Origin of the sequence: Shewanella sp. SM21 (assembly GCF_025654335.1) — a bacterium.
GTDB classification, from domain to species: Bacteria; Pseudomonadota; Gammaproteobacteria; order Enterobacterales; family Shewanellaceae; genus Shewanella; species Shewanella oncorhynchi.
In genome coordinates, this window is the sequence record NZ_JAKKRL010000006.1 from 17,391 (window position 1) to 44,289 (window position 26,899).

At 44.5% G+C, this 26,899-nt stretch carries 18 protein-coding genes; 3 read left to right on the top strand and 15 right to left on the bottom strand.

Annotation, left to right across the window (positions count from 1 at the left end; genetic code table 11):
* Positions 1-69 precede the first annotated feature (69 nt).
* The 14 genes from L5L94_RS09095 to L5L94_RS09160 form a co-directional block, all read right to left on the bottom strand.
* Positions 70-261 (bottom strand): hypothetical protein, encoded by a 192-nt coding sequence (locus L5L94_RS09095; protein ID WP_263162718.1) that lies wholly within the window; start codon positions 259-261, stop codon positions 70-72.
* 282 nt (positions 262-543) lie between these two features.
* Positions 544-1,077 (bottom strand): cell division protein ZapC, encoded by a 534-nt coding sequence (locus tag L5L94_RS09100; RefSeq protein WP_263162720.1) that lies wholly within the window; start codon positions 1,075-1,077, stop codon positions 544-546.
* Positions 1,078-1,277: 200 nt separating this feature from the next.
* Positions 1,278-2,297, bottom strand: a complete 1,020-nt coding sequence (gene pyrD, locus L5L94_RS09105; RefSeq protein WP_263138625.1) for a quinone-dependent dihydroorotate dehydrogenase — start codon at positions 2,295-2,297, stop codon at positions 1,278-1,280.
* 63 nt (positions 2,298-2,360) lie between these two features.
* On the bottom strand, positions 2,361-7,205 hold the full coding sequence (locus L5L94_RS09110; RefSeq protein ID WP_263162722.1) for an NAD-glutamate dehydrogenase: 4,845 nt from the start codon (positions 7,203-7,205) through the stop codon (positions 2,361-2,363).
* A 264-nt stretch (positions 7,206-7,469) separates the two neighbouring features.
* Complete coding sequence (locus L5L94_RS09115; RefSeq protein ID WP_113940560.1) at positions 7,470-9,785, bottom strand: efflux RND transporter permease subunit; 2,316 nt, start codon at positions 9,783-9,785, stop codon at positions 7,470-7,472.
* 36 nt (positions 9,786-9,821) lie between these two features.
* Positions 9,822-10,838, bottom strand: coding sequence for a WD40/YVTN/BNR-like repeat-containing protein (locus L5L94_RS09120; RefSeq protein ID WP_263162725.1), 1,017 nt, complete (start codon positions 10,836-10,838; stop codon positions 9,822-9,824).
* A gap of 54 nt (positions 10,839-10,892) precedes the next feature.
* Positions 10,893-12,257 carry a DUF1329 domain-containing protein gene (locus tag L5L94_RS09125; protein ID WP_263162726.1) on the bottom strand — a complete coding sequence of 455 codons (1,365 nt, stop codon included), beginning with the start codon at positions 12,255-12,257 and terminating at the stop codon, positions 10,893-10,895.
* Between the two features lie 13 nt (positions 12,258-12,270).
* Positions 12,271-14,313, bottom strand: a complete 2,043-nt coding sequence (locus L5L94_RS09130) for a DUF1302 domain-containing protein (protein ID WP_263162729.1) — start codon at positions 14,311-14,313, stop codon at positions 12,271-12,273.
* Positions 14,314-14,651: 338 nt separating this feature from the next.
* A complete protein-coding gene (locus L5L94_RS09135) occupies positions 14,652-14,867 on the bottom strand; it encodes a DUF2835 domain-containing protein (RefSeq protein WP_028759764.1) in 216 nt (71 codons plus the stop codon).
* A gap of 43 nt (positions 14,868-14,910) precedes the next feature.
* Entirely contained in the window at positions 14,911-17,460 is a 2,550-nt protein-coding gene (gene pepN, locus L5L94_RS09140) for an aminopeptidase N (RefSeq protein ID WP_263162731.1), read from the bottom strand.
* Between the two features lie 84 nt (positions 17,461-17,544).
* The gene (gene prc, locus L5L94_RS09145) at positions 17,545-19,590 is read right to left on the bottom strand and encodes a carboxy terminal-processing peptidase (protein WP_263162733.1); all 2,046 of its coding nucleotides are present in this window, start codon (positions 19,588-19,590) and stop codon (positions 17,545-17,547) included.
* Positions 19,591-19,618: 28 nt separating this feature from the next.
* Positions 19,619-20,248, bottom strand: coding sequence for an RNA chaperone ProQ (gene proQ / locus L5L94_RS09150; RefSeq protein WP_028759761.1), 630 nt, complete (start codon positions 20,246-20,248; stop codon positions 19,619-19,621).
* Positions 20,249-20,528: 280 nt separating this feature from the next.
* Positions 20,529-20,987, bottom strand: coding sequence for a GAF domain-containing protein (locus L5L94_RS09155; protein ID WP_028759760.1), 459 nt, complete (start codon positions 20,985-20,987; stop codon positions 20,529-20,531).
* 17 nt (positions 20,988-21,004) lie between these two features.
* Positions 21,005-21,304 (bottom strand): YebG family protein, encoded by a 300-nt coding sequence (locus L5L94_RS09160; RefSeq protein ID WP_105252655.1) that lies wholly within the window; start codon positions 21,302-21,304, stop codon positions 21,005-21,007.
* A 206-nt stretch (positions 21,305-21,510) separates the two neighbouring features.
* Between L5L94_RS09160 and L5L94_RS09165 the strand changes: the two genes are divergently transcribed.
* The 3 genes from L5L94_RS09165 to L5L94_RS09175 are packed head-to-tail and all read left to right on the top strand — an operon-like array spanning position 21,511 to position 25,388.
* Positions 21,511-22,143, top strand: coding sequence for a paraquat-inducible protein A (locus L5L94_RS09165; protein ID WP_028759758.1), 633 nt, complete (start codon positions 21,511-21,513; stop codon positions 22,141-22,143).
* A gap of 1 nt (position 22,144) precedes the next feature.
* The gene (locus tag L5L94_RS09170; protein ID WP_105252657.1) at positions 22,145-22,762 is read left to right on the top strand and encodes a paraquat-inducible protein A; all 618 of its coding nucleotides are present in this window, start codon (positions 22,145-22,147) and stop codon (positions 22,760-22,762) included.
* Positions 22,749-25,388, top strand: a complete 2,640-nt coding sequence (locus tag L5L94_RS09175) for a PqiB family protein (RefSeq protein ID WP_263162736.1) — start codon at positions 22,749-22,751, stop codon at positions 25,386-25,388. The genes L5L94_RS09170 and L5L94_RS09175 overlap by 14 nt, the downstream gene beginning before the upstream one ends.
* 140 nt (positions 25,389-25,528) lie before the next feature.
* On the opposite strand, the gene L5L94_RS09180 is transcribed toward L5L94_RS09175, so the two are convergent.
* Positions 25,529-26,755, bottom strand: a complete 1,227-nt coding sequence (locus L5L94_RS09180) for a nucleoside recognition domain-containing protein (protein ID WP_263148416.1) — start codon at positions 26,753-26,755, stop codon at positions 25,529-25,531.
* Between the last annotated feature and the right edge of the window lie 144 nt (positions 26,756-26,899).

Here is a 26,899-nt window from a genome sequence, read left to right on the forward strand (position 1 = left end):
CAGACACTTTACCACGGCTAGCGCATTTTAATCCCCAAAAAATATAGGCACTCCCAACTCTTTTTGCTTTTAGAGGTACACAAACAGCTCACCAAAACCGTTCTTACCATAGTTAAATAAAAACTCCTCCTCTTGAACCTGCAGACTACGCAAATGCTGAAAGGTGCGCCATGGTGATTGGCGAGACGACCGTCCGCCCCATGGACGGGGCGGTCGAGCATCCACGGATGGACTCGCTGCGAGTCGACGAGTGAATACCATGGCAAACCAGACTGCGTAGTGAGTTTGATACTAAAAGCAGAGCCAATAAAGAGTAATAAGACTCACAAATTATCGTTGGGTAGAATTCGAAAGGAAGGTGTTGAAGATCCACGTGACTAATTTTAGGAAAAGGCTTTCTTAGCAGAAAAGAGTACAGATAACGCACTAACGCCATGGGGATTTTAGCGAATTATCGGCAAGTGGTTAATATCAAAACCAATCGTGATGTATGGCTAATGGCAGATATTAAAAACCAATAATGGCTATTGATCTACAACTACACTATGCCGCAACCACGTGGCGCTGCGCACGTAGGGGGTGTAAGCGATTATGCATCACTTTGATGGTTTCAAACTGCACCATAGTTTTAGCACCGGATAAAACACATTCGGGCGATAATAACATCACTAAGGCCGATTGCAGGGTGTTTTCAACCACAAGCACGAGTGCCCTTTGCTTTTGGCATTTAAGCTCAAAGACTTTACCCACATCACTGTAAACACAGACATCACTGGTATCAAAAAACCATGATTTAGGCATTTGTGGTGTCAGCATAAAATGGGCTGCGGTGGCATTGAGGGCGATTTGCACAATAGCGGCATCGGACAAAGACAGTGTTTTAGGCAATCTATCGAGTAAGCTCATATAGAATTTGGCGTGCGCAATATTAAATTCCATGCTTGATAAGGCATCTGGAATGAGTAATTTTGCTTTATAAGACGTCAGAAATTCTATCTCGGAACCTAACGATACGCCTAATACACCATACGAATCGTTATATTTCCATTGCCAATCTTTTTGCGGCATTAATAACATAACGGTGACCCAATATTTGAACACTGGGACATAATAGTAGATATTTTATCCAATATCAAAATAAAAATAATAAAATACAAATTATTTAACAGTTACTTAGTCGATCTATTGTAAGATCTTAACAGCGATCTAAGGATCATTTTAGATCGCTGTTAAAGAATAAGATCTTATTTTAGATCGTTATATTAACCCTAAGATCATTATTTCAAGCGGTATGCATTCACTATTTCTTTAATTAACTTCGGACCTTGATAAATAAAACCTGAATAAATCTGTACCATAGTGGCGCCCGCATCGAATTTGGCTAAGGCATCTTCAGCGCTATTAATACCGCCCACACCTATGATCGGGATCTGCCCTTTCAAACAAATCGCCAATTGCTTAATCACTTTAGTAGACAGCTCAGTTAAGGGTTTGCCGCTTAAGCCGCCGCTTTCATTGGCGTTGGCAAGACCGCTAACACCATCACGCGTTAAAGTGGTATTGGTCGCAATTGCGCCATCAAATTTGTTTTTAATCAAAGCTTGCGCGATATTTTCAATTTCTTCGATGGTTAAATCTGGAGCAATTTTAAGCGCGATGGGCACGTATTTTTTATGCTTTTCGGCCAGCTCAAGTTGCTTAGTTTTAATTGCGCTCAATAATTCATCTAATAGATCGCCATATTGTAGCGATCGTAATCCTGGGGTATTGGGTGATGAAATATTCACCGCAATATAAGCCGCATGGAGATAAACTTTATCCATGCAGATCAAATAATCGTCTTTACCTTGTTCTACTGGCGTGTCTTTATTTTTGCCAATATTGACGCCAACCATGATATTGGTCTTTTTAGCGACCAAATTTTTGACCAAATTATCGACACCCTTATTATTAAACCCCATGCGATTAATAATACCTTTGGCAGGCTTTAATCTAAATAGACGGGGTAAATCGTTACCAGGCTGTGGTCTTGGGGTCACAGTGCCCACTTCAATATGACCAAATCCCATCGCATGAAAGGCATCAATCGATTCGCCATCCTTGTCCATACCGGCAGCAAGTCCCACTGGGTTAGGAAAGGTCAACCCCATAAAGCTGACAGGAGCGGGTGCAATCGTTTGTCCATATAGACACGTTAACGGGCTATTGGCGGTCATTTTTAAACTGCCTATAGCAAGATGGTGAGCTCGCTCAGGATCCATCTGAAACATGACTTTCTGTGCGATTTTATAAAACATGTACTTTCCTCGACCTAAAAAAAGCCCCGGCGATCGCCAGGGCTTCTGATTGTTATAATAAGTTTACTTTTGGCCTTCGCAATGAAGGATCAGAAGGTTAAGTTCACGTAGGGCGACAGAGAACTTAGCAAACTCATGGATTTGCGACGTTTTAAAGTCAGCTAGCATATGGAACCATCTTTCCAATAAGCCTTGATTTATCTCAATCCACTGAGAAATCACACTTTCGGCATCACAGGTTGCACTGCAGGTTCTTAAGACCACTGAACTCAATGCACGTTGTTGCCAATCTAACTCTTCCCTAAAGGCGGCACGAGCCAGTGCTTGCCAATGGTTCGCTACAGGTTGAGCGCTGATCTGTTCTAAGAACCAGTGCAGCTCAACGCGGGCGCCGAGTTTGAAGTAAGTTTCAGCCACTAATGCCACTGTCTTATCTTCTGTTTGCGCAATTTGGGCAATGTCTAAGGCAGAGAACAAGGTGCTCATGTTAGCCACAATCGTTGCAACAGCTTGTGGTACGTTTTCTTTGACCAAAGCATTGATCTCAGATTGGATACCTTTAGCTTCTTCTTCGACCAGATATAAATGAACATTATCTTTAATTTGTTCAAATACCGGTTTGAAGAAAGCAACGGTTTGTTCGATGCTCCAAGAGCGGTTACGGTGACGTAGGAACCAGCGGCTAGCACGACGCATATTGCGGCGTAACTGATGCAGCATTTCACCTTGAACCACAGCCGGAACTATGCCGTTTAAGTCAGTGATCGATTTAGTTAATTCAGCTAAACCAAATACTTCGCGGGCCATAGTGTAGCAAATTGCCGCGTCGGCAACTGAGGCACCAGTCTCATCTTGCATACGTTGAACAAAATTCAAGCCCATGTCGTTGACAAGTTCATTGGCGAGTGAGGTCGCAATGATTTCGCCACGCAGTGGATGGGTTGCCATTTTGTCGCTGTATTTTTCCTGAAGTTTTTTCGGGAAATACGCGATAAGAAGTTGGCTTAACAGAGTATCTTCAGTGATTTCTGGCGTCACTAATTGCTCTTTCAGCACCATTTTCGCATAGGCAACCAGTACTGATAGCTCTGGGCGCGTTAATGCACGACCACTGGCTAAACGTTCAGCTAGCTCGTCGTCAGACGGTAAGAACTCTAACGCTCTGTCTAACTTGCCTTCTTTTTCCAGATACTGGATAAAGCGGATCTGCTCTTTTAACTGCTCAGCACCGCGCACTTGAGTCACAGAGATAGTACGAGTTTGATCTTTACAGTCTTGCAGTACGATTTGGCCGACTTCTTCGGTCATTTCTTCCAGTAAACGGTTACGCTGCTTAAGCGTCAGTTCACCTTCAGTCACCATAGCGTTCAGCAAAATCTTGATGTTCACTTCGTTGTCTGAACAGTCCACACCACCAACGTTATCCACGAAGTCAGTGTTGATGCGACCGCCATTAGACGCATATTCAATACGACCTAACTGAGTACAACCTAAGTTACCGCCCTCGCCGACTATCTTAGCGCGCAGTTCGCCACCGTTGACACGTAGAGCATCGTTGGCACGATCGCCGACTTCAGCTTGGGTTTCACGTGAAGATTTCACATACGTACCGATACCGCCGTTCCAGATCAAATCCACTGGCATTTTCAACAGTTCTTTCATCAGCTCAGTTGGGGTCATAGAGGTTTTCTCTGTGGCCAACATTTGCTTCATCTCTGCCGATAATGGAATGGATTTAGATGAACGGAGGAAAATACCGCCACCCTTAGAAATCAACTTGCTGCTGTAGTCTTCCCAGCTTGAACGTGGCAGAGCGAATAAACGCGCCCGTTCATCATAACTTAATGCCGTATCCGGATTTGGATCGATGAAGATATGCATGTGGTTAAAGGCTGCAACCAGTTTAGTGTGCTTAGACAACAACATACCGTTACCGAATACGTCGCCCGCCATGTCACCTATACCTAAACAGGTAAAGTCTGTGGTTTGACAATCAATACCGACTTCGCGGAAATGACGCTTAACCGATTCCCAGCCGCCTTTGGCCGTGATACCCATTTTCTTATGGTCATAACCGTTGCTGCCACCCGATGCGAATGCATCACCGAGCCAGAAGCGGTATTCGAGGGAAATCGAGTTCGCGATATCAGAGAATGTCGCTGTACCTTTATCGGCTGCTACCACTAAATATGGGTCATCTTCATCATGACGAACCACATCCAATGGATGGACGATTTCACCGTTCAAAATGTTATCGGTAATATCGAGCAATGCACGGATAAAGATGCGGTAACATTCTTGACCTTCGGTGAAGAAAGCTTCACGGCCGCCTTCAGTTGGCAATTGTTTACAAACAAAACCACCTTTAGCACCCACAGGCACAATCACAGTGTTTTTCACTTGCTGTGCTTTTACCAAACCTAATACTTCGGTACGGAAGTCTTCACGACGATCTGACCAACGCAGACCACCACGAGCCACTTTACCGTAACGTAAATGCACACCTTCAACCCGTGGCGAATAAACGAATATTTCGAATTTCGGCAGTGGACGTGGCATTTCAGGGATCAGTGAAGGCATGAATTTAAACGAGATATAACTCTTAGATTCGCCTTTGGCATCCAGTTGGTAGAAGTTGGTACGCAGAGTGGCGTTAATCAAGTCTAAATAACGACGAATAATACGGTCATCATCCAAGCTAGACACTTCATCTAAACGTAAATTGATCTGCTCCAAAAACTTGCCCAGAGTACGGGTTTTCAGTTTAGGGTTAAATTTACGGATGAACATCTTCACCAACAAATCAGCGATTTGTGGGTAACGACCGAAGGTTTCTTCAATATATGACTGACTGAAAGTCGCATCGATTTGACGCATGTATTTCGCATACGCGCGCAATACAGAGACTTCACGGCCCGTTAAACCTGACGCCAGAATAATGCGGTTGAAGCCGTCATCTTCTAACTTCTTTTGCCACACTTGTGACAGTGCAGTTTGGAATCTGTCTTGGCTATCAGCGATGTTATCTGTGTTGACGACTTTAACTGTCATCAAGAAGTCTAAGATCCAGAAGGTAGAACCGTCTGAAGTCGTGACTTCATATGGACGCTCGTTGATCACGCGCAGACCAAAGTTTTCGAGCATTGGCAGCACGTCAGAAAGATGAATAGGCTCATCTTTATGGAATAGCTTTAAACGCACTTTGTTATCGTTCAGCGCCGCTTCCTGCGGTTGATAGAACAACATGCCGAGCTTGTGTTCATCATCCAGTGCTTCGAGCTGTTGCATGTCGACGACGGCAGAACTTGGCAATACGTCTTCTTTATAGCTTTGCTCAAACGCATTGAAATAACGCTTAGTCAGATGAGTGCCAGCTTCTTCGCCGAGTGCACTGTTAAGCGCAGTGCTTAACTTATCTTCCCACGAACGTGCCGCTTCTATTAAGTTGTTCTCTATGGCAGCCACATCTACATCCATATTATTGTTATCAACTTTGACTATGTAGTGAGTGCGGGCTAGCGTCGACTCGGAGAAATAAGTCGTAAACTCTACATCTTCTTTGCTGTTAAAGTGCTGGGCCAGAATACGTTGAGTATCTTGGCGGAGTTTAGTGTTGTAACGATCCTTAGAAACGTACACTAAACAGGATAAGAAACGGCCAAAGCCATCTTTGCGTACAAAGAGTTTCAGCTTGTCTCTGTCTTGCATTTCTAACACGCCATGGGCCATGTGCGATAAATCATCAACATTGGCTTGAATTAGCTCGTCACGAGGTAAATTCTCAAGGATGTTTAGCAGGGCTTTATAGTCGTGTGAACGTGGGGTCAAGCCTGAACGATCTAACACACGCTGCACTTTTTCATTCAGCAGTGGGATTTCACGTGGGCTACGGTTATACAGGTTTGACGCATACAAACCGATAAATCTATCTTCGCCAATCACATTGCCTTTCTTATCGAAACGCTTAATACCGATATAATCGACATAAGCTGGACGATGTACACGGCTCTTAGCACTGCTCTTAGTGAGGATCAGTAAGCTGTGATCTAAGGCTTCTTTGCGGGCACTATCGGAGAAGCTAGATAACAACAAACCTTGCTCAGGTTGTGCTTTAGTGTGCTTGTTCATCAAACCTAAACTAGAGGCGATATTAGGCACTAACTCAACGTCACCTTCGACACGTTTCAAATCGTATTGACGGTAACCTAATAGCGTAAAGTGATGATTATTCAAGTAAGTCAGGAAGTTAATCGCTTCTTCTAACTCTTGCTTATCGCCCGGGAACGGACGTTTTGGCAATTCCTTGATCATCTCAGCCAACTTGGCAGACATGGCTTCCCAGTCGTTGACTGATGAAGCGACATCGGCAAGCACAGACTGAATTTCGCGCTCTAATGCTTTGATATCAACCGTGCTGCTTTGACGGTCAATTTCAATCAAAAATACAGCGACATGCTCAGTGCTTTCAGGGCTCTGATTAAGATAAGTGACATTCGTCACACCACTTTCTGAACGCTCAATCGCCAGTGGAGTGTGCAACATCATGTGAGCAGTAATACCCATTCGCTTCAATGCCATACCAACTGAATCGACCAAGAATGGCATGTCAGGTTGGATAACTTCAATGATCGAGTGAGTAGATTGCCAGCCGTGTTTGGCTTGGCTAGGATTGAACACTCTCAGATGAGTGCTACCTTTTGGTGTTTTGTTCAGGGCGTTCCATAAACTGAGAACCGCACCGTATAAATCACTGTCATTACGCGCATTGAGATCGTCTTTCGACATGTGGGCATAAAGGCAGGTGGCGAACTGTTCAACTTGCTTGGCTTGTGAATTAGGGACTTTAGCGTGAATTAAACTGACTACATTTTCAAGTAGTACTGAAGGCATTGCATCTTTCAAGGCCATGTTGCTGTTTCCTTAAGCGTCTATGGCAGCGCTTTTTTCATTATTTGGATGCTTCGGCTTAACAATCGCAGATAAATTAATGTGATCTAGATCGTCGCGCGAAGTTTATTACTAAAACCGCTGTATTTCGAGGAAAATTTTAGTGGTACATCCTCTTGAAATCCAGTATTGGCGTAAACAAGGAATGACAAATGACCAAACAATCGATAAAGCAGACTAAGTATTCAAAAGTAAATGGGGAGCTTAGCTCCCCATTTGTAGACTCTACTTAGGTTGGCGCCAGAAAATGGCGGCCAATGCAGGTAGGATAATTATGGCACCGAGCATATTTACCACAAACATGAATGTTAACAATATTCCCATGTCCATTTGGAATTTAAGCGCCGAGAAGAACCAAGTACTGACACCAATCGCCAATGTAAGGCCAGTAAAGATCACCGCACTACCCCGTTCGACCAACGCCTCATAGTAAGCCTGCTGTACTGGCATACCATTCGATAGCTTAGACGACATAGTCGAGAGGATATAAATACCATAGTCCACACCAATACCAACCCCCAGCGCAATGACAGGTAAGGTACTGACAGCTAGGCCAATATCGAGCTGAGTCATCAAAGCTTGTGCCAGTGTCGACACGACATATAACGGAATAATGACCGCCACAGTGGCTTTAAAAGATTTAAAGCTGATTAAGCAGAGTACAAACACGGCACCATAGACGTATATCATCATAGGTAACTGCGCCTCGGCCACCGCTTCGTTAGTCGCTGCCATTACACCCACAGGACCCGACGCCAGTTTAAACTGCAACTTCTCGTTATCCATTTTCGCGGCGACGGCTTTGACCTTAGCGACCACAGTTTCTATGGTTTCGGCCTTGTGATCTTTCATAAACAGATACACAGGCATGACAGAACAATCGCCATTTAATAAACCTGAAGTCGTGGGAATTTGGCCAATGGCCTGTACTAAGCTCGCCGTTGTACGCGGCAACACTTCCCATCTTGGATTACCTTCGTTGAAGCCTGCATTCACTTTTTTAGCGACTGACGCCAAACTCACAGTCGACTCCACCCCAGGGGTATTGCGCACTAACCACTCAAACTGATCAATTTGAGTGAGCACATCGTGGTAAGTACAGGCTTCAGGTGCTGCCTCAACAATCACAGTCATCACATCTGTGGTGATAGAGAAATGATCTGTGATGAAGAAGGTATCGAGGTTATAACGCGAATCTTGATGTAACGCTGGCGCGCCGCCCTGTAAGTCACCAATCTTCATCTGATTAGCTTGTTGCAGACCCACAAAATACAACACCACAGTGGCAATAATGACTACCACAGCATATTTAGGCGTCGCAAAACGCGCCATGAAGCGCCAAATAGCCTCAGTTCGCACTTCTTCAGCAGTCGGTTCTGCATGTTTATTAACTTTGATTTCAGTAAAAGAAATCACCAAAGGCAACAGGATAAGGTTAGTAAAAATGATCACGCCAACACCGAGCGAGGCAGAAATCGCCAGCTCGCGAATAATCCCAATATCGATAAATAACAGGGTAATAAAACCAACAGTATCGGACAGTAATGCCACACCACCCGGCACTAATAAACTACGAAATGCCGACGCCGAAGCTGCTTTTGTCGTTTGCCCGTCGAGCACTCGGCGCCGTACAGCATTGATGATCTGCACCCCGTGGCTCACACCGATGGCGAAGACTAAAAACGGTACCAGAATCGACATAGGATCGAGACCGAAACCTATCACAGTCAATAAACCAAGCTGCCAGACCACAGCCGTTAAACTGCAGACCAGTGGCAGCATGGTCAAGATGATTGATTTAGAAAAGAGATAAACCATGATGGCGGTGACCAAAATCGCGATCACGAAGAACAGCAATACACCCTTAGCACCATCAGCCACATCCCCCGCCATTTTGGCGAAACCTATGATGTGAATTTTAACCTTATCGGTTTCGAACTTGCCCCTAAGCTCTTTTTCTAATTGTGCAGCAAAAGCAATGGTATCAAGCGGTTTACCCGTCTGTGGATCAAAATCCATTAATTGAGCCGACACCATAGCCGCACTGTAATCGTTGGCAATTAATCGGCCGACAATCCCTGCTTTTTCAATATTATCGCGAACCGTTTCTAACCCAGACACTGAAGTTGAAAAATCCGCTGGAATAACTGGCCCGCCAGCAAAACCATCCTCAACGACTTCAGTAAAACGAGTGGAAGGCGAAAAAATTGATTTCACCTGCGCACGATCAACCCCTGGAATAAAAAACAGCTGATCATGCACGTTTTTTAAGGTATCAAAATAGTTAGCATTAAAAATATTACCGCTGGTATCCTCAACCGCCACCATGATGCTGTTGGCACCACCAAAATCTTTTTGGTGTTTCAGGTAGGTCTGCATATAACTGTGCTGCAGTGGAATATTTTTGATAAAAGCCGCATCCATTTTGAGTTGACTGGCCTGATAGCCAAAAAACAACGTCAAAAACACAAAAATGCCGACGACCCATGCGCGATTGCGAAACAAAAATGACTCAAATCCGTTGACCAGTTTTTCTAACATCTTCTCGGCCCTGTTATTTATTGTAGTTTTAAAATTTTATGGCTTAAGAATAAACAGCCCTTGGCTGCCGGATAACCACATATTCCCTTGATTATCCTTCGCAATAGACACTAAGTTTTCCCCTTGGCGACGAGTCACGATACTGCTAGTGTCATCCTCATTTAGCTTGATCACTATCCCCGCATTTCCCACTAAATATAGCGCGTCGTCAGAAACAACCATGGCACCGTTGATTGAGGATTGCACAGGCAGTTCTATTTGATTCCATTGGCTTAAACTCACATCAGCTTTGAATATATGACCGCGAAGGCCCATCACATACACAGCATTTTTCGTTTCTACGGCGTTAAACATAGAACCATCGTAATCAAAATTGGTACGAGTAAATGTTTTACCTTGATCGCCAGAAACAGCGACTAAGCCCAGCTCGCCAACCAATAATAAACGTCCATCGGTTAAGGTTAAAATACGATTAAAATGCGGCAATAATGAAGCGCGCGCACTCAAATAGGCCGATTGGTCGCTGCCTTTTAACTCCGCCAAATAAGCCACATCTTCTTCAGCTAAAAGCTCCTCATGAAACTCATCACTCCAATGGGCGCCGCCATCATTAGTGCGATAAAACAAACCGTAAGCGCCAATGGCAATACCATTGTTTTCGTCTAAAAACACCACATCGAGGAAAGGCTTTTCAATCTCTGGCGAATGCATTTGTAGCTGCCAAGTTTGACCGCCATCCTGAGTCTGTAAAATGGTTGCATCATGACCTACAGCCCAACCGCGTTTTTCATTGAGAAAAAAGACTTTGGTCAGCTGTGAACTCACGGGCGTTGCTACTTGATGCCAACTGCCGTCATACACAAGAGCATGACCACGTTCACCCACAGCCACTAAACCAGCACCTACGTTGGCAATATCTAAAATCAAAGATGAAGCAGCAAGAGGTTGAACTTGAGAAAAAATCGGATCAGAGGGCGTTGCAGATAATGTAGAAGGAAAAAAAGCGCCACCGAAACTTAATACAGCGACACACTGAAGGATGCGAAACGACATACAAACTTCCTTAAACTAATGAGGGGCGCTAAGCGCCCCTTTGTACGTGGCCTATTAACGGATACCTTCACGACGCAATGCATCGGGGGTAAAGTTAGCTTCAGTCAGTTTGGCATCGAAGTTATACATGCCACTTTGGTTGTCTAAGCCCATGGCGAGATAACGACGGGATTGCAAATCATGGAAGACTTCCAAAGTATCCCACTGTGCAGGTACTTCGTAATAATTCAAGCCATGTGCAACGGCCACACGATACAACTGATCACGGTTGTCGTAGAGATCGGCGATTGACACTTGCCATGAATCTTCATCAAGGTACATATCGCGCACTTTATAAATGTGGCGCATACCGTCTTTCAGCGTCGCCCTCACTTGCCATACGCGGTGTTTTTCCCAACGAACGTATTCAGGATTCACATGACCAGGTTTCAATATTTGGTCATATTTCAGCTTATCTGAATGCAGTTTGTAATCGTTGTACGGGATATAAATTTCTTTTTTGCCAACCAGTTCCCAGTTGTAACGCACTGGGGAGCCGTTAAACATATCGAAATCATCTGTCGTACGCAGACCGTCTGACACTGTACCCGGTGTATCAAAAGCCACGTTCGGCGCTTTACGTACTCGACGTTGACCTGTGTTATAGGTCCAAGCTTGGCGGGGAAGCGCCTCTTGATCCATGGTTTCTTTAACCAATAAGGCTGTACCTGCTAAACGTGCAGGCTGAGTCACCACTTGCTTAAAGTAGAACAGCGTATTGCTGGCTTTAAGCTGATCTAAGGTAATTTCTGGACGAGAATATTCGAAGCGAATTTCCTCAGCCGTTTCGACTAAGCTATAGCTACCATCGGCTGTCGGTGCAGCTTGGCTACGGGAAGTTTCGATATCGATACCACGAAAACGCAAAATGTGGTTCCAAATTGCTTCTAAACCATTTGCAGGGATCGGGAATGGAATACCAATAGCCGCGCCAGAAATACCATTGCCCTGTGCAATCAGTTCAGCACGAGTCGCGTTAACTTTAGTCGCATCGTAAACGAACTGTGGTACAGAGGCGCTACGGCGAGTCTTATACACATTCATCTTGTAGGTATCAGGGTAAAGTTCGAACAGCTTCACCTGACCCGGCGTTAAAAAATCTTTATATTGCGATTTGTTAGCATTAGTAATAGTAAATTCAATCTTATCCTCAGGGAAAGGATCTGGGTGGTGCATCCCTTTGGTATAACCCGCCACAGGCTTAGTGATACCACCATCCCACGCAGGAATAGAACCATCAGCATTACCTGCTTTTTCAGCACCTAAAGGGGTAAGTTCATTGCCAAGTTTTGCCGCATCAGCTTCTGATATCTTAGCCATAGCGACTGGCGCTGCGAACGCCAGCATGACTGCACTCGCCAATATCGTCAGTTTCTTCATTGTTTGAGTCCTTTTAGATCGAATACTTGATATTGAATGAAACATAATCACGATCTGCCATCGCATTCGTCGTACCGACACCGCCAAAGAAATTGTTATAGGAGATATCTGCACCCCAACGGTTTTGATAGTCGAAGTTAACGCCTAGCGCGACAGACTTACGTCCTTCCGTGAACAGGAACATAGGATCAGGTGTAATACCATCAACGTCATGGGAGAAAATCACCCGTGGAGACATATTGACCCCAGCAAATATGTTGTTGAAATCCGCCTTTCCAACTAAACGGTATCCCCAAGCAAAGTCGGTTGGAAACGGGTTAGTTTCAGGACCATTGTGCAAGGCTTGAATGATGCCGGGCATATCCGGGTTGCCGCCAGAACGTGACGTACCAGGACCATTGAGACGTAGCTCATCAAAACCTGGCATATCATGGATCCACACGCCACCCACTTCGGCCAACATAGTCAAGTTATCTAAACCTAACGTTGGACCAAATAAATGGGTGAAAGTCATCTGCGCCTGAGTGGTATCAAGACGGATAAAGCCATCCACGGTTTCACCCGGCTTAACATCTTTAATCTGTGAAATACCATCGAGATCTGGACGAAGACCAGCGTTAGCTAACTGCTGTGGCATACCGGCAAACAACAATTCTACGTCATCGATTTGCAGTGGTTCATCCTGACGATGGGCAATTTCAGCCGCGACAGAGGTATCACCAACCAAGGTATTGAAACTGAAACCGTAAAGCTTGATATCTTCTGGATAAACGATTTGCGCCTTAGAGAAACTCTTCAAATTGAGCAGCAATTCACGATCAATATTACCCGAGTTTTGACCTATAGTCGCCAGATCAGACAAAAGTGCACCCGTGCTAAAATCGGCGGCTGTACCACTGATAAGAGGACGACGGCTATGGTAATTCATGAAATAAAAACCAAATTCGGTTTCACCCAGTGAAGGCGCGTAATAACCCAGCTTAATACCATATTGGCCATCATTGCTTGGCTCTGCCTCATCCTGCACTAGCGTCACTTTTGTTGGGTAGGCTAAGGCCATAGAAACCAATTGCTGTGTCGGAATAGATTGGCCGCTGGCAATCATGCCCGCTAAACGCTCGTATTCTTGCATTACGAAGTCTAAATTGATGTCAGGGTTAGCATTAAACCCAAGCTGAGCGTTTTGAGCGTAACCACCGAAACCCGCAAAATCGTTAGTCGCAAAAATAGAACCCGGTGTTGGAACCCAAATAGGTTGCCAATCATATTGATAGAATGCTTCTACCGTTAATGAATCCGTCAAACCAAGGGAAGCCCACACCATGCCTTGAGGTCTGAACGCTTCTTTTAGTTCAGCGCCTGGTGCATTAAGTATGTTCAAGTCAACGGCGTTGATTTCACTGATCCCATGGGCAATCAGTGTACTTTCACCCCATGACACCACTTGATTACCTACACGAATAGATAATGGATTAGCGCCATCGTTGAGGTCAAAGTTGCCATACACAAACGCATCGAGTAAGCGAATATCTTTACATTGAACTTCTGAAGCACGGTTATCTTCGCAAGGGTCAAACTCTTTGCCCGTTATCGGATCATTAAAATCATAATTACCGTCATTGAGTTTACGATCATAGAAATACATACCACGAGCGAATAAACCGTAGTTTTTGTATTTCAATGACAATTCATGCAAACCTTTAACGATTTCGGACGTAGTATCGCCTTGAGAATAAAGTAAATTACTTAAGTCATTGTTACTGGAATACGATCCGGGCTGTGCCCAAATCTCAGCAGAAGTGTATTTAGTATTGCCAAATGCGCTGTAATTAGACCAATCGAATTGGGGTTGATTAACCTTACCAATTTGACCTTCCCAATCGCGCTCCCCTACACGCCAGCTCGCACCAGCAGTCCAAGTTGAGTCAAATGTGCCCTCAACCTCTCCCCAATTAAAAGATACTGCATTAACGCTTGGGATCATTAACAAACTCAATGCCGACGCCACCCCCAAAGCAAGCGCCGATTTGTTAAAACTATTTTTAACAATTTTCATTTTAGCTCTCCGTACCCTGCTGGATTCTTTGTTTTAGGAATTACAACCAACATCTTGTTAGCTCACAGGTAACATCATTGTTACAGCAATTAATCCCCTTGAGCAAGGCGCAGTTAGAGAAAATTTTCTAAAGAATTAAGCATGTAGGTACATTTGTACCGTTAACTAAAAAGGAGAGATTTAAATTAGCGAAAAGCGGAATAGGAATGAAACATAAAAACACATTAAAAAATCATATAATTCATTAACATATTTAAAAATAAAATATCACAAAGCGAGCTTAGTAATCAGCCGACCGTTTAAAGTAATTGCTCTAAGTAAAGATAAACAAATTAAGACTAAACTCGATTTAATGAAACAAATTGTCCCTTGTCATCTAAAACCAATTTGAAATAGCCTTGAATGCCATTTTCGGTTAAAAAACGCCTAAAATGACGGCCATTAATCCACAAAATCCGCCCTTGAGTTTCACGAACCTCGACTTTATCGGCAAGCCCTTGATAATAAGGTAAGAAATCTCGATAGCTGATCGATAATTTGAAATACAGTTCCATAATATCAGGGCAGCACAAACTGCTGCCCTCCTCCTACAAACTGCTATTTTGCCAATGCTTTAGAGACTTTTTCGTACATATCCTTAGATAAGTCAGGCAAAGCCAAAAGTTGCCCTAAACAGGCTTTTATCAAGGTTTGGCGGCCTAAGTCGAATTTATGATACTGGATCAATGGCGTCACCATACGGGCCGCAACCTGCGGATTGAGCTTATTAAGAGTCATTAAGCATTCGGTTAAGAAAGCATAACCTTTACCGTCTCTACGGTGGAATTGATAAATATTACTGGCAGCAAAACTGCCCACTAAAGCACGCACTCGGTTTGGATTGCTCACACTAAAGCACTTGTGTTGCTGCAACTGACGCAAACACTCAATCACATCATCTGCATCACGGGTCGCTTGCAACATAAACCATTTATCCATCACTAATGGCGTATCCTGCCAACGTAGCTCAAATGTCGTCATCAGTTCATCACGACAAGGTAAATTCCCAACATTGGCTGCCGTCAACGCACCAAGAGAATCCGTCATATTACTGGCGTTATCGAACTGAGAAATCACTAACCCCTCAGCCTCATCCGACACCCGAGCTAACCAAGTTAAACACTGATTTTTAAGGGCTCTTGCCTGCGTACTCTCTACTGCGACTAAAGAACGATATAGCGCAATCAATTCATCTTCACTATGTGAAGCGAGCTCTATTAGTACAAATTCACGTGCTAAAGCTAACGCATCTAGATCAACACTCTCTGTTTGCTCAATCAAAGCAGAAGCCGTAGGTATCGCTAATATTTCGGCGATCAATGCCGGATCAAGCTCAGTGTCTAACAACACACCTTTAAAACTATCGCGCACACGGGGATCGAGCGTCATAGCTTGTTGCTGTTGTAAACTCGCCACATTTTGCCAAATAGCTTGGCTCACTAGAGTCACAGAGGCTTCCCAACGCGCCACTTCGCTGCTAGCAAAACGCATCAAGTGGACGAGTTGATCCACATTGAATCGATATTGTAATTTAACGGGCGCGGAAAAGTTTTGCAGTAACGAAGCTACGGGTTTATGAGTGAGTCCATCAAAGCTAAACACTTGTTCAGTTTGAGTAAAATTGAGGATTTCATTCACTAAAGAATGGCCCTTCGCATCTAAGAGCTCTAAGCTAAACGGAATATGCAGCGGTGATGCACAGTTCGCTAGACTTTGTTTAAGGGTCAATTGATAAACACCCGTTTGCGCATCAAAGCTGTCCATCGCAGTCACAATCGGCGTACCAGCTTGGCTATACCATAAACGGAACTGGTTTAAATCCACTCCGCTGGCATCTTCCATTGCCGCCACAAAATCATCACAGGTGACAGCTTGGCCGTCGTGGCGTTTAAAATACAGTTTCATTCCCGCCTGAAACTTTTCTTCGCCGAGCAAAATGTGCATCATGCGGATGACTTCAGCGCCCTTGTTATACACAGTCACAGTGTAGAAATTATTCATCTCAATGACAGATTCTGGACGAATAGGATGGGACATAGGGCCAGAATCTTCTGCAAATTGCTGATTCTTGATCACTTTAATTGCGTGAATTCGATTCACAGCACGAGAGCCTAAATCTGAGCTAAATTCTTGATCGCGAAAAACCGTTAAGCCTTCTTTCAAACTTAACTGGAACCAATCGCGGCACGTTACGCGGTTTCCTGTCCAATTATGGAAATACTCATGACCTACAACCGATTCAATGCCGTGGTAATCCTCGTCGGTGGCCGTTAAGGTATCTGCAAGCACATATTTAGTGTTAAAGATATTTAAGCCTTTGTTTTCCATCGCACCCATATTGAAAAAGTCGACGGCCACTATCATGTAAATATCTAAATCATACTCAAGATCAAAACGGCTCTCATCCCATGCCATGGATTTCTTAAGTGATGCCATCGCATGGTGTGCTTTATGTAAATTACCTTTATCAACGAACACTTGCAGGATCACTTTACGGCGACTGCGAGTAATGAACTCATCTTGCAATAGATCAAAATCGCCAGCGACTAAGGCAAATAAATACGCTGGTTTTGGAAATGGATCTTGCCAGCAAACATAATGGCGTCCACCATCTAACTCACCTTGATCAATCAAATTACCGTTACTCAGTAAAAACGGGAATGCGGCTCTATCGGCTTCAATACGAACTGTGTATTTAGCTAATACATCAGGGCGATCAAGGAAATAAGTGATACGTCGAAAGCCCTCTGCCTCGCATTGCGTGCAGTAGGCACCATCGGACATATAGAGCCCTTCAAGGCTCGAATTAGCTTCAGGATCGAGCTTAGTGATAATGTTCAGCTCAAACTCATCAAGCTCAGTTTCTAGAACTAATTGACCTGCACTAACATGGTAAGGCACAGCATCACCATTAACAGTCAGCGAAACAACGGTCAAATCTTCGCCATCCAACACTAAGGCTTGTGCATGTTTTGAAGTGCGTTTTATACGACTGATCGCCTGCACTTGGGTTTCATTGCCAGCCAAATTAAATGCTAAATCGATAGTCTCTATCGTAAAAAGTGGCGCTTGATAATCTTTTAAGTATTTTGCTTGAGCTTGTGTCATTTCGATCCCTTTAACGCTGATCTAAATAAGAAAAAACGCGCCATAAGCGCGTTTTGATATCGGATAAATCGACTCGACTAGCGCCTACTTAGCACTAGTTTTAGCCACTTTTTGCACATCAGCCATATCTAAGGTGATATAAGCGGTTTCGTCTAAAAATGCATCTGGCAATTCAGCGTCGTCTTTAATGTCTTCCATTGATTTAACCGGTGCTAAACCATTGGCGACTCGACGCTCGTTTGTTCTGTCGAGGACTTTTTTCTCATCGGCTTCACGGGAAGCAATACGCTCACTTTCAACCAGAGAAACAGTTTTCTCTTTGTGATGCTTTTTAAAGTCGGCAATATCTTGATTGATATAGGCAAACTCTACGCTGTTTTTTATACGGTTAAGGTGCTTAGATTCAAGGCTAGTCACTAACTCAGGCGTAACATCATTAAGCGTGCCATATTGCGCCATAGGCACTTTATCCCAAGGTAAAGCATTTTTCTCTTCAGCTTCACCGTACTCGCCCGGCTCCAACGCACTTGGGTAAGCAATGTTGGGGGTCACACCTTTAATCTGTGTACTACCACCATTAATACGGTAGAACTTTTGAATCGTATACTGCACATGGCCAATTGGCTTCTCATACATGTCGTAGATACGGCCTAGGCTCTTATGCTGCTGTACTGTGCCTTTCCCAAAACTCGACTCACCGACGATCAGTGCACGGTCATAATCTTGCAATGCGGCAGCAAAAATTTCAGAGGCTGAAGCACTGTAACGGTCAACCATCACAGTCAATGGTCCTACATAACTGGTTTTACCGTCGTTATCGCGATGCGCAGACACTCGTCCATCGGCATCACGAATTTGCACTACAGGGCCCATATCGATAAAAAGTCCCGTCAGTAGCACGGCTTCCGTTAATGCACCACCACCGTTACCTCTAAGGTCAATGACTATGCCTTCTACTTTGGCGTCGTTTAACTTCACTAGCTCTTTTTCAACGTCCTGCGACAAATTCATATAGAAACCAGGAATTTGGATCACACCGACTTTGCGATTAGCATACTCGCCGTCTTTAGGTTCAATCACCTTAGAGGTTGCCGCTCTATCTTCAAGACGAATTTTGTCGCGAACTAAGGTAACGTCGAATGGCTTAGCATTGGAACCGCCTTTCTTCGGTAAAATTTGCAGAACAACTTTACTGCCCTTAGGACCTTTAATCAGGTCAACCACGTCGTCTAAACGCCAGCCGATCACATCAACAATCTCGCCGCCTTCTTGACCGACGCCGACAATCTTGTCTTCCGGCGACAGTTTTTCACTGCCCGCAGCAGGGCCGCCAGTAATTAAACTTTTAATGACTGTGTAATCGTCTTCAAGTTGCAGTTGAGCACCAATGCCTTCAAGGCTCAAGTTCATTTCCATTTGGAAACGTTCAGCATTGCGTGGTGAAAGGTAACTTGTATGTGGCTCAATGCTACGAGAGAAGGCATTCATCACGCCTTGGAACACGTCTTCACTGTTAGTTTGAATCAAGCGTTTAATAGCGTTGTTATAACGCTTTTGCAGGATATCAACAATCTCAGGCCATTTCTTACCTGTGAGTTTCAGATTTAGCGCATCGTATTTAACACGTTGACGCCATAACTCATTGATCTCGGCTTGATCTTTTGGCCATGCGGCCTCATCGCGGTCGTACTCATAGGCATCACCGGGCGCAGAAAAATCCATCTCTTTATCTAATAGAGATAAAGCATAGACAAAGCCTTCATAGCGGCGCTTTTGGACGATATCAAACATTTTATAGGCAGGCTCAAGTTCACCAGAACTGAGCATGTCATCGAATTGGGTAGCATAAGGTTTAAAACTATCGACATCCGCTTGGGTTAACACATTGCGGCGATAGTCTAACTGCTGCAGATAACGATCAAAAATTTGCGCAGAAAAGGCGTCATCAAGATTGAATCTATGATAGTGCGAACGAGTGTATAAGTCCGTTACCCTTTTGCTCGCAACCTTATGTTGCGCTTCCTGCTTGAGAGTGGGTAACTCGCTGATTTGAATCGTGGGTGGTACGGCCCAAGCCGAGAATCCGACAAAAACAGTGGCGATCGAGGTAGCCAAAGTGAGTTTTCGCATCAACAAGTTACTCCGTTTTAATAAATGATTACAGCAGGATATGTTCTGCTCTAACTTTAATCGTTAGGCCACTATCAAGCTGAACATGAATATCTTCCTTGTTAATGTCAGTAATCACACCGGCTACGGGTGTCATACCTAATTTAACATTGACGCGTTGTTTTTTCGTTAAATCAGTCAATTGTGCTTGAACATAATTGACGACTGGCGCTGCAGCTTTTGGTGCAGGCTTAGCAGGACGCTCAGTTTTAGGACGCTGAGGAACAGCCACCTTTTTAGGTGCTTTCTTCGCCGCGGGCTTAGGTGCAAGTGCTGCACGTTTCGCTTTGGCCTTATCCTGACTCTCTTTCAACATGGCTTGAGCATGATCAATGTGCTCTTGCTCTAACTCGCCGCAAGGTTCGCCATCCAGGTTTACGCGTTGTGCGCCTGCTTTAACGCACTTTAAATAGCGCCAGCTGCTGGTGTAACGTCTCAAGGCAACTCTGAGCTGAGTTTTACTGACTTTAGAATCATCAGCCAACCTTTCAGCCAAATCTTGAAACAATCCGATTTTTAATGGCTTAGTTTCACCTTCAGCAATAAAGCACAAAGGAAATGTTTCATACAAATACGCCAAAATTGCATTGGTGTCGGTCAACTTTTCTGTTGATTCCATCATTACTTCCACAGTCAAAAAGGGACATCGATTCGAGGTGATATATATCAGCTTCTTACATGTCGTTTATCTTCGTTAAACTCAATATTGAGTCAACGTACAAATTAGCATCCTAGCCGCGTTTACTAAAGTTAAAAAATATACCTTAACAAATTTTGACAGCTCAAAACACTAAGCTTATTCATTGCATGCCAATCAAACCAGCTTAATGCGTGCAGGCGCATATTATAAGGCGCACGCCACCGATTGCGACTATGAATTATGCGTTATTGTACGCAAATTAATCAAATAGGCAGTTTTCAAAACTTTTAACCAGTAATTCCAGCCCCTTTTGGTCTTCTTCATCGAAACGATCGAAGATAGGACTGTCAATATCGAGCACGGCAACCACGTTACCTTGCGCACGAACTGGCACAACGATTTCAGAATTACTGGCAGAATCACAGGCAATATGACCATCAAATTGATGGACATCAGCCACTCGCTGAGTTTGATTAGTGAATGCTGCTGTACCACACACACCTTTTCCTAACGGAATGCGTGTACAAGCCACTTTACCTTGAAACGGGCCAAGTACCAGTTGTTCACCACGCATGACGTAGAATCCCACCCAGTTCAGCTCAGTTAAATTATCATTGAGCAAGGCTGAAAAATTCGCCATCGCCGCAACAAGGTCGTCTTCCCCTTCCAACAAGGCCAAGGCTTGACGGTTAAGTGACTCATAAAATTTCGATTTCATTACATTTCCTAACAATTTTATTCTGCTGCTTCGGTCTTTTTAGCCGCTTTTTTCGCTGCAGGCGGATTCGTTGGCGTACTATTAACCTGAACGGCGCCTTTAAGCAAGTTCGTCAGCTCATCTTTATTGTTAGCAAAATAGAATGCGAGCTTTTCGCCCACACTTTCATCTATACCCAAATCAGCTTTTTGAATGAAGGGGATAAGGTTATCGGCGATATCGAGCATCTTATCGTAGGCATCAGCCTCCTTCTTAGATGTGAATGTCATCTTTTCAACCCCTTCTCTGACCACGACAAACTGTGTTATTACTGCCATGACTGCCCTCGCACTGTTTTTATATACAGTAACTAGAGTGACATAGATTGAACTTGTGATGCAAGTGTTCTGATTAATCTGATATTATTAGCGTACTTTCGTTGCCAAGATTATAAAGCGCTAGACGTGGCTTAACAGCTAACTAGCACGACACTTTGCACCGATCTCGCTGTTATTACTCCTATTAGGCTAATATATATTTTTATATGCATGAAAACGCAGCAGAAAATTCAGTAACCCTATGCCGCTCCTGCGATTTAGCAGTCCGCAAACGTGCCTTGCCTAGCGGCGTTAGAGCAATCTGTCCTCGTTGCAGCACTGCACTTTATGACACGCCATACTGCTCTGTGAATGGTATGTTAGCCCTATGTATTTCGGCATTAGTGTTTTATTTCCCTGCCAATTTTTTACCCGTACTCGAGATCCACTTTTTCGGCAGTATTCGTACTACTACGGTTTTCCAAGGGGCATTTGCAGTATTTGACCAAGGCTATTGGGTTGTAGGTGTCGCCGTACTTGCCGCAGCTGTGATAGGTCCAGGCTTATTACTGTTATCGATATTGACACAGATTTTAATTGTGAAATGGGGATTGAGTAGCCTTTTTTGGCGTAACTCATTGAAGCAGTTGTTAAAATTTCATGGCGTCTTATCGCAACTCACTATGCTGGAAATTTATGTGATCAGCTTCTTAGTTTCATCATTTCAGCTATCTGATTTTTCGGACATTTATTTTGGTATGGGCACATTTTGCTTCACTATGCTGTTTCTCGTGACCTTGTTTCTACAAAGAGAATACGACTTAGAACATATGTGGACGTTATTGGAAGGTCATAGCTGATATGAAACAACAAGGTAAAGATATCGGCCTATGTCTCTGTAAAGTGTGTCGCCAACTCAACAGCAGTGAACTCACGCACTGTCAGCGCTGTGAAACTGAGTTGCACGTCAGAGACTATTCCAGCCTGCAAAAAAGTTGGGCTTTGTTGATTACCGCTGCCATCTTACTGGTGCCAGCCAACATTTACCCTATCACTATGCTGACCAATCAAGGGCAAGTGCGGCACGACACCATTTTTTCAGGCATTTTGCATTTAGTGCATTCAGATATGCTGCCTATTGCCATCATAGTGTTTACCGCCAGTATTTTAGTACCATGGATTAAAATCATCGGCTTATCCATTTATCTGTGTGCGATAAGCTTTGATATCCCGATTTCAAAAAAGAAATTGATGGTGGGTTTTCACATCATCGAATGGATTGGCCGCTGGTCAATGCTCGATTTATTTGTCATCTCAATCACAGTGGCATTAGTGAACATGGGACAATTACTCGACGCGAAACCCGCGCCTGCGGCTACCGCATTTGCCTTGGTGATTCTGTTAACTCAGTTAGCCGCAAAAGTTTTAGACACTCGTTTACTCTGGGATCGATTGGAACCTCAAGATGACACAAATTGAATCGCCGAAAGTTGTAAAGAAAAAACTCTTTTCGCCCATTTGGCTGCTTCCTATTGTCGCGTTGGCATTAGGTGCTTGGCTGGGCATTAAGAGCATTAAAGAATCGGGGGTTGAAATTCAAATTCACTTTCCGAGCGCCACAGGGATTGATGTGGGTAAAACCTTAGTCAAATACCAAGGTTTGACTGTCGGTAAAGTTAAAGACATTGGCATAGATGACGATCTCAAAGGCGTGAACGTCAAGGTCATGATGGACTACCGCGCTAAGCCTTTTTTGAATAAAGAAACCCTCTTCTGGCTTGTCACACCTAAAGCAAGTATTACAGGTGTTGAAGGCTTAGATGCGCTGTTTTCGGGTAACTATATTGCTATCCAACCAGGGAAAGGTAATGCCTCGACCTTTTTTGAAGCAGAACGCCAACCGCCGCCGATGCAAATCGGCTCAGAAGGTGTGATGGTCGAATTGACCTCCGATAAACTCGGTTCACTCGATGTTGGCTCGCCAATATTTTTCCGCCAAATCCCCGTGGGTAGCGTGGTCAGCTATCGTTTAGATGGCAATCAAAGAGTCATTATCAGCGCTTTCATTCAAGAGCAATACGCGCGATTAGTGAAGAAAAATTCTCACTTTTGGAATGTTTCTGGCGTCAAAATTGATGCTTCACTAACTGGAGTTAAAGTCAGTTCAGAGAGTTTGGCATCCATTCTGGCTGGCGGCGTGAGTTTCAGCTCTGACGATAAAGCAGACATAGCTAAAAACGGTGACGTTTTTTCGCTTTATGATTCAGAAACCACTGCCCTTGGCGGCATAGAAATAAACCTGACCATGGCTGACGCTAACGGTGTCGACAAAGGTACCCGCATCGTTTATCGCGGCATGAGCATTGGCAGTATTTTAAGTAAACAACTCACGTCTAATGGTGTTACAGCCGTGGCTAAGTTTGAACCTCAATACGGTTCACTGTTAACTAACGACGGCGTGTTTTGGCTTGAAGGTGCTGATATTTCCCTCTCAGGCATTAAAAATCCAGAACGTTTACTGACAGGTAGCGTGATCAACTTCCTGCCAGGCATCAACACCAAAAGCTCGGTACCAAACAGCTTTGTCTTACAATCAAAGGCGCCTGATTTACTGCAATCTAAGAAGCGTTTCTTGACCCTAACCTCAGCCGAAAACATGGGTATTTCAGCGGGCGCTCAGGTTCGCTTCAAGCAAATTCCCATTGGTTCAGTGCTTGCGGTTAAGTTAACCAAAGATTTATCGGCGGTGGAATACCAACTCGAGCTACAACCTGAGTTTGCCAGTCTAATTCGCAGCGACAGCTATTTTGTGCCTGAGTCAGCATTAACGGTAAACGCATCGTTAGACGGGGTCTCAGTCAAAGCAAGGGATTTTACAACACTCACTCAAGGTGCAGTTAGCTTGATCCAAGGTCATAGCGACACACCTTTAGTTGCTAACAGCGCTCTGCCCCTCTTTAGCTCTGTGGATGCCGCGACAGCTTTTTATGATCGTCAGCAGCAAGTGCATTTAACGTTAATCAGTCAAGATGGCGCCGATGTCAGCCAAGGCTCACCGATTTACTATAAAAAAATGCAAATTGGTACAGTTGACTCAGTGAACTGGCAAAGCAAAACCGAAGACTTCGCTATCAAGCTCGCTATCGACAAACAGTTTCAACCCTTGCTGAAAAAGCCAAAAGTATTCTGGCGTAACAACGCCGTGGATATCAGTGCCAGTCTTGCCGGTATTGATGTCGCCGTTGCCCCGCTACAAGGGGCATTAAAGGGCAGCATCAGTCTGGGACTGCTTGATAGCAATGACAAAGCCAGCAATGCAGCTAACTTAAAACTCTATGAGAGCAAGCAGCTGGCATTAACTCAGGCGCAGGCAATTCGCCTCACCCTACCCGCCTCAAGCAAACTGGCGGCCAAGGCAGCGATTCGCTATCAAGGTCATCAAGTGGGTGAAGTGTCGCAGGTGAAGCTCAATGCGGATCTCGATACACTCACAGCTAGCGCATATCTCTACGGGGAATATGCCGAACATTTCAGCCGCAGTGACTGTGAATATCATTTAGTGGATGCACAAATTTCTCTGGCGGGAATTAAAGCGCCTGATACCTTGTTAACTGGCCCTTATATCGGTGTACTGCCGGGTACAAGCAGTCAGAAAGCGACCCAGTTTGTTGCCAACCTCGCTGCCAGCAGCTATGCCAACGTTGCCGAAGATGCGCTAAAATTCACCTTAGAAGATAACACCTTAGGCTCGATGAAAGTCGGCACACCTATCTTCTTCCGTGGGATTAAAGTAGGTCAAATCGACGGCTATAGCCTGTCGACACAGGGCAATAGCGTGCTGATGCAAGCCCATATTGAGCCGCAGTACAGTCACTTAGTGAATCAAAGCAGTCAGTTCTGGGATGCCTCAGGGATTAAAGTCGATGTTGGCCTCTTCTCAGGTGCCCAAATCGAAGCGGGCTCGCTGGAAACCTTACTCGCTGGCGGCATCAATGTGGCGACTAAGGACACGACTCAAGGGGATAATCGTTTAGCGACTGGCACAGTATTAAGATTGCAACACAAAGCCGAAACCGAATGGCAGCAATGGGCACCTACCCAGTAATTATGTTCATCAAAATACTTACACCAACGCACTAATATTAAAGCTCTTACAAATAAATCAGGCGCATAATGCGCCTGATTTATTTTTAGCTTCTCGCAATGTTATTGAGACATTCTAGGTCGCTCAATACTCTAGCCCCCTTATCCATAGAACCAATAACAAACGGCAATCGCGGCACTGATCCCCGCAAAGTCCGCGGTTAAACCGCAAGCTAAGGCGTGGCGTCCATGGCGAATACCCACAGAACCAAAATACACAGCGAGAACATAGAAAGTGGTTTCAGTACTACCCTGAAAAATCGCCGCTAATCGACCCGCAAAGGAATCTACTCCGTGGTGATCCATTGTCTCAAGCATCATGGCTCTGGCGCCTGAGCCACTAAAAGGTTTCATCAGCGCGGTCGGCATAGCATCGACAAAACGCGTATCAAAACCCAATATCCGCACACCAGTGGCAATCAAGTGCAACAGATAATCCAAGGCGCCGGATGCACGCAGTAAACCAATCGCTAATAGCATGGCGAGCAAATAAGGGATCAATTGGATGGATTGGGCAAAACCCGCCTTCGCCCCTTCAATAAACTCATCATAAACCGCCACCTTGCGAATGCCCGCAACAATCACGAAGGTAAATACCAATAACAGCAAGATACCATTGCCCATTGCCGTCGACACTGTGCCAATGGCATCAGCACTTAAAGTCATCAGATAAAAACCACTCGCCACTAACCCTGAGAGCATCAAGGCGCCATAACCGAGCACCACTGAGTTTAATAATGAAATTCGCTGCACTAACGCCACAACCAGCAAACCCGCCAATGTCGATGCTGAAGTGGCCAGTAAAATCGGCAAGAAAATATCCGCAGGCGCAGCGGCACCTTGCTGGGCACGGTAAAGAAATACCGTCACAGGCACTAAGGTCACAGAGGAAGTATTGAGTACTAAAAATAAGATTTGCGCATTGGTCGCCACGGTTTTTAGCGGATTTAAACTCTGCAAATCATGCATCGCCTTTAAACCAAGTGGTGTGGCGGCATTATCTAACCCAAAGATATTCGCTGTTAAATTCATCGTGATACTGCCAAAGGCCGGATGCCCCTTGGGCACTTCAGGCATCAAACGGCGCAGTAATGGCTCAAACACAAAGGCAATAGCGCCGACAACGCCAGCCTTTTCTCCTACCTGCATCAATCCCATCCACAGAGAAAGCACGCCAATCAGCCCAAGGGAAATTTCAGCGGCAAGCTTAGCACTCGCAAATAATGCGGCGACCGAAGCCGATAGGACTTCTATGTGCCCATTGAACAGTTGCACCGCTATTGCAAGCAATGCCGTGATAAAAAAAGCCAACCACACACGATTCAGCACGCTAATCCCCTTATTTTTATTTGTTTTTATTCTATTAGCTCATTGCTACTGAGTGCTAGCTTTATGGCGACTCATTCCAATATCGCTCAAATCGTCAAAGCATAAACATTAAATCACAATAGCAACCTTGGCGGCTCGGGATAA

What these genes read in the sequence shown, in the direction of transcription:
- L5L94_RS09095 (WP_263162718.1), bottom strand. Translation starts at nt 261, where the DNA reads ATGGTATTCACTCGTCGACTCGCAGCGAGTCCATCCGTGGATGCTCGA.
- L5L94_RS09100 (WP_263162720.1), bottom strand. Translation starts at nt 1,077, where the DNA reads ATGTTATTAATGCCGCAAAAAGATTGGCAATGGAAATATAACGATTCG.
- pyrD (WP_263138625.1), bottom strand. Translation starts at nt 2,297, where the DNA reads ATGTTTTATAAAATCGCACAGAAAGTCATGTTTCAGATGGATCCTGAG.
- L5L94_RS09110 (WP_263162722.1), bottom strand. Translation starts at nt 7,205, where the DNA reads ATGGCCTTGAAAGATGCAATGCCTTCAGTACTACTTGAAAATGTAGTC.
- L5L94_RS09115 (WP_113940560.1), bottom strand. Translation starts at nt 9,785, where the DNA reads ATGTTAGAAAAACTGGTCAACGGATTTGAGTCATTTTTGTTTCGCAAT.
- L5L94_RS09120 (WP_263162725.1), bottom strand. Translation starts at nt 10,838, where the DNA reads ATGTCGTTTCGCATCCTTCAGTGTGTCGCTGTATTAAGTTTCGGTGGC.
- L5L94_RS09125 (WP_263162726.1), bottom strand. Translation starts at nt 12,257, where the DNA reads ATGAAGAAACTGACGATATTGGCGAGTGCAGTCATGCTGGCGTTCGCA.
- L5L94_RS09130 (WP_263162729.1), bottom strand. Translation starts at nt 14,313, where the DNA reads ATGAAAATTGTTAAAAATAGTTTTAACAAATCGGCGCTTGCTTTGGGG.
- L5L94_RS09135 (WP_028759764.1), bottom strand. Translation starts at nt 14,867, where the DNA reads ATGGAACTGTATTTCAAATTATCGATCAGCTATCGAGATTTCTTACCT.
- pepN (WP_263162731.1), bottom strand. Translation starts at nt 17,460, where the DNA reads ATGACACAAGCTCAAGCAAAATACTTAAAAGATTATCAAGCGCCACTT.
- prc (WP_263162733.1), bottom strand. Translation starts at nt 19,590, where the DNA reads ATGCGAAAACTCACTTTGGCTACCTCGATCGCCACTGTTTTTGTCGGA.
- proQ (WP_028759761.1), bottom strand. Translation starts at nt 20,248, where the DNA reads ATGGAATCAACAGAAAAGTTGACCGACACCAATGCAATTTTGGCGTAT.
- L5L94_RS09155 (WP_028759760.1), bottom strand. Translation starts at nt 20,987, where the DNA reads ATGAAATCGAAATTTTATGAGTCACTTAACCGTCAAGCCTTGGCCTTG.
- L5L94_RS09160 (WP_105252655.1), bottom strand. Translation starts at nt 21,304, where the DNA reads ATGGCAGTAATAACACAGTTTGTCGTGGTCAGAGAAGGGGTTGAAAAG.
- L5L94_RS09165 (WP_028759758.1), top strand. Translation starts at nt 21,511, where the DNA reads ATGCATGAAAACGCAGCAGAAAATTCAGTAACCCTATGCCGCTCCTGC.
- L5L94_RS09170 (WP_105252657.1), top strand. Translation starts at nt 22,145, where the DNA reads ATGAAACAACAAGGTAAAGATATCGGCCTATGTCTCTGTAAAGTGTGT.
- L5L94_RS09175 (WP_263162736.1), top strand. Translation starts at nt 22,749, where the DNA reads ATGACACAAATTGAATCGCCGAAAGTTGTAAAGAAAAAACTCTTTTCG.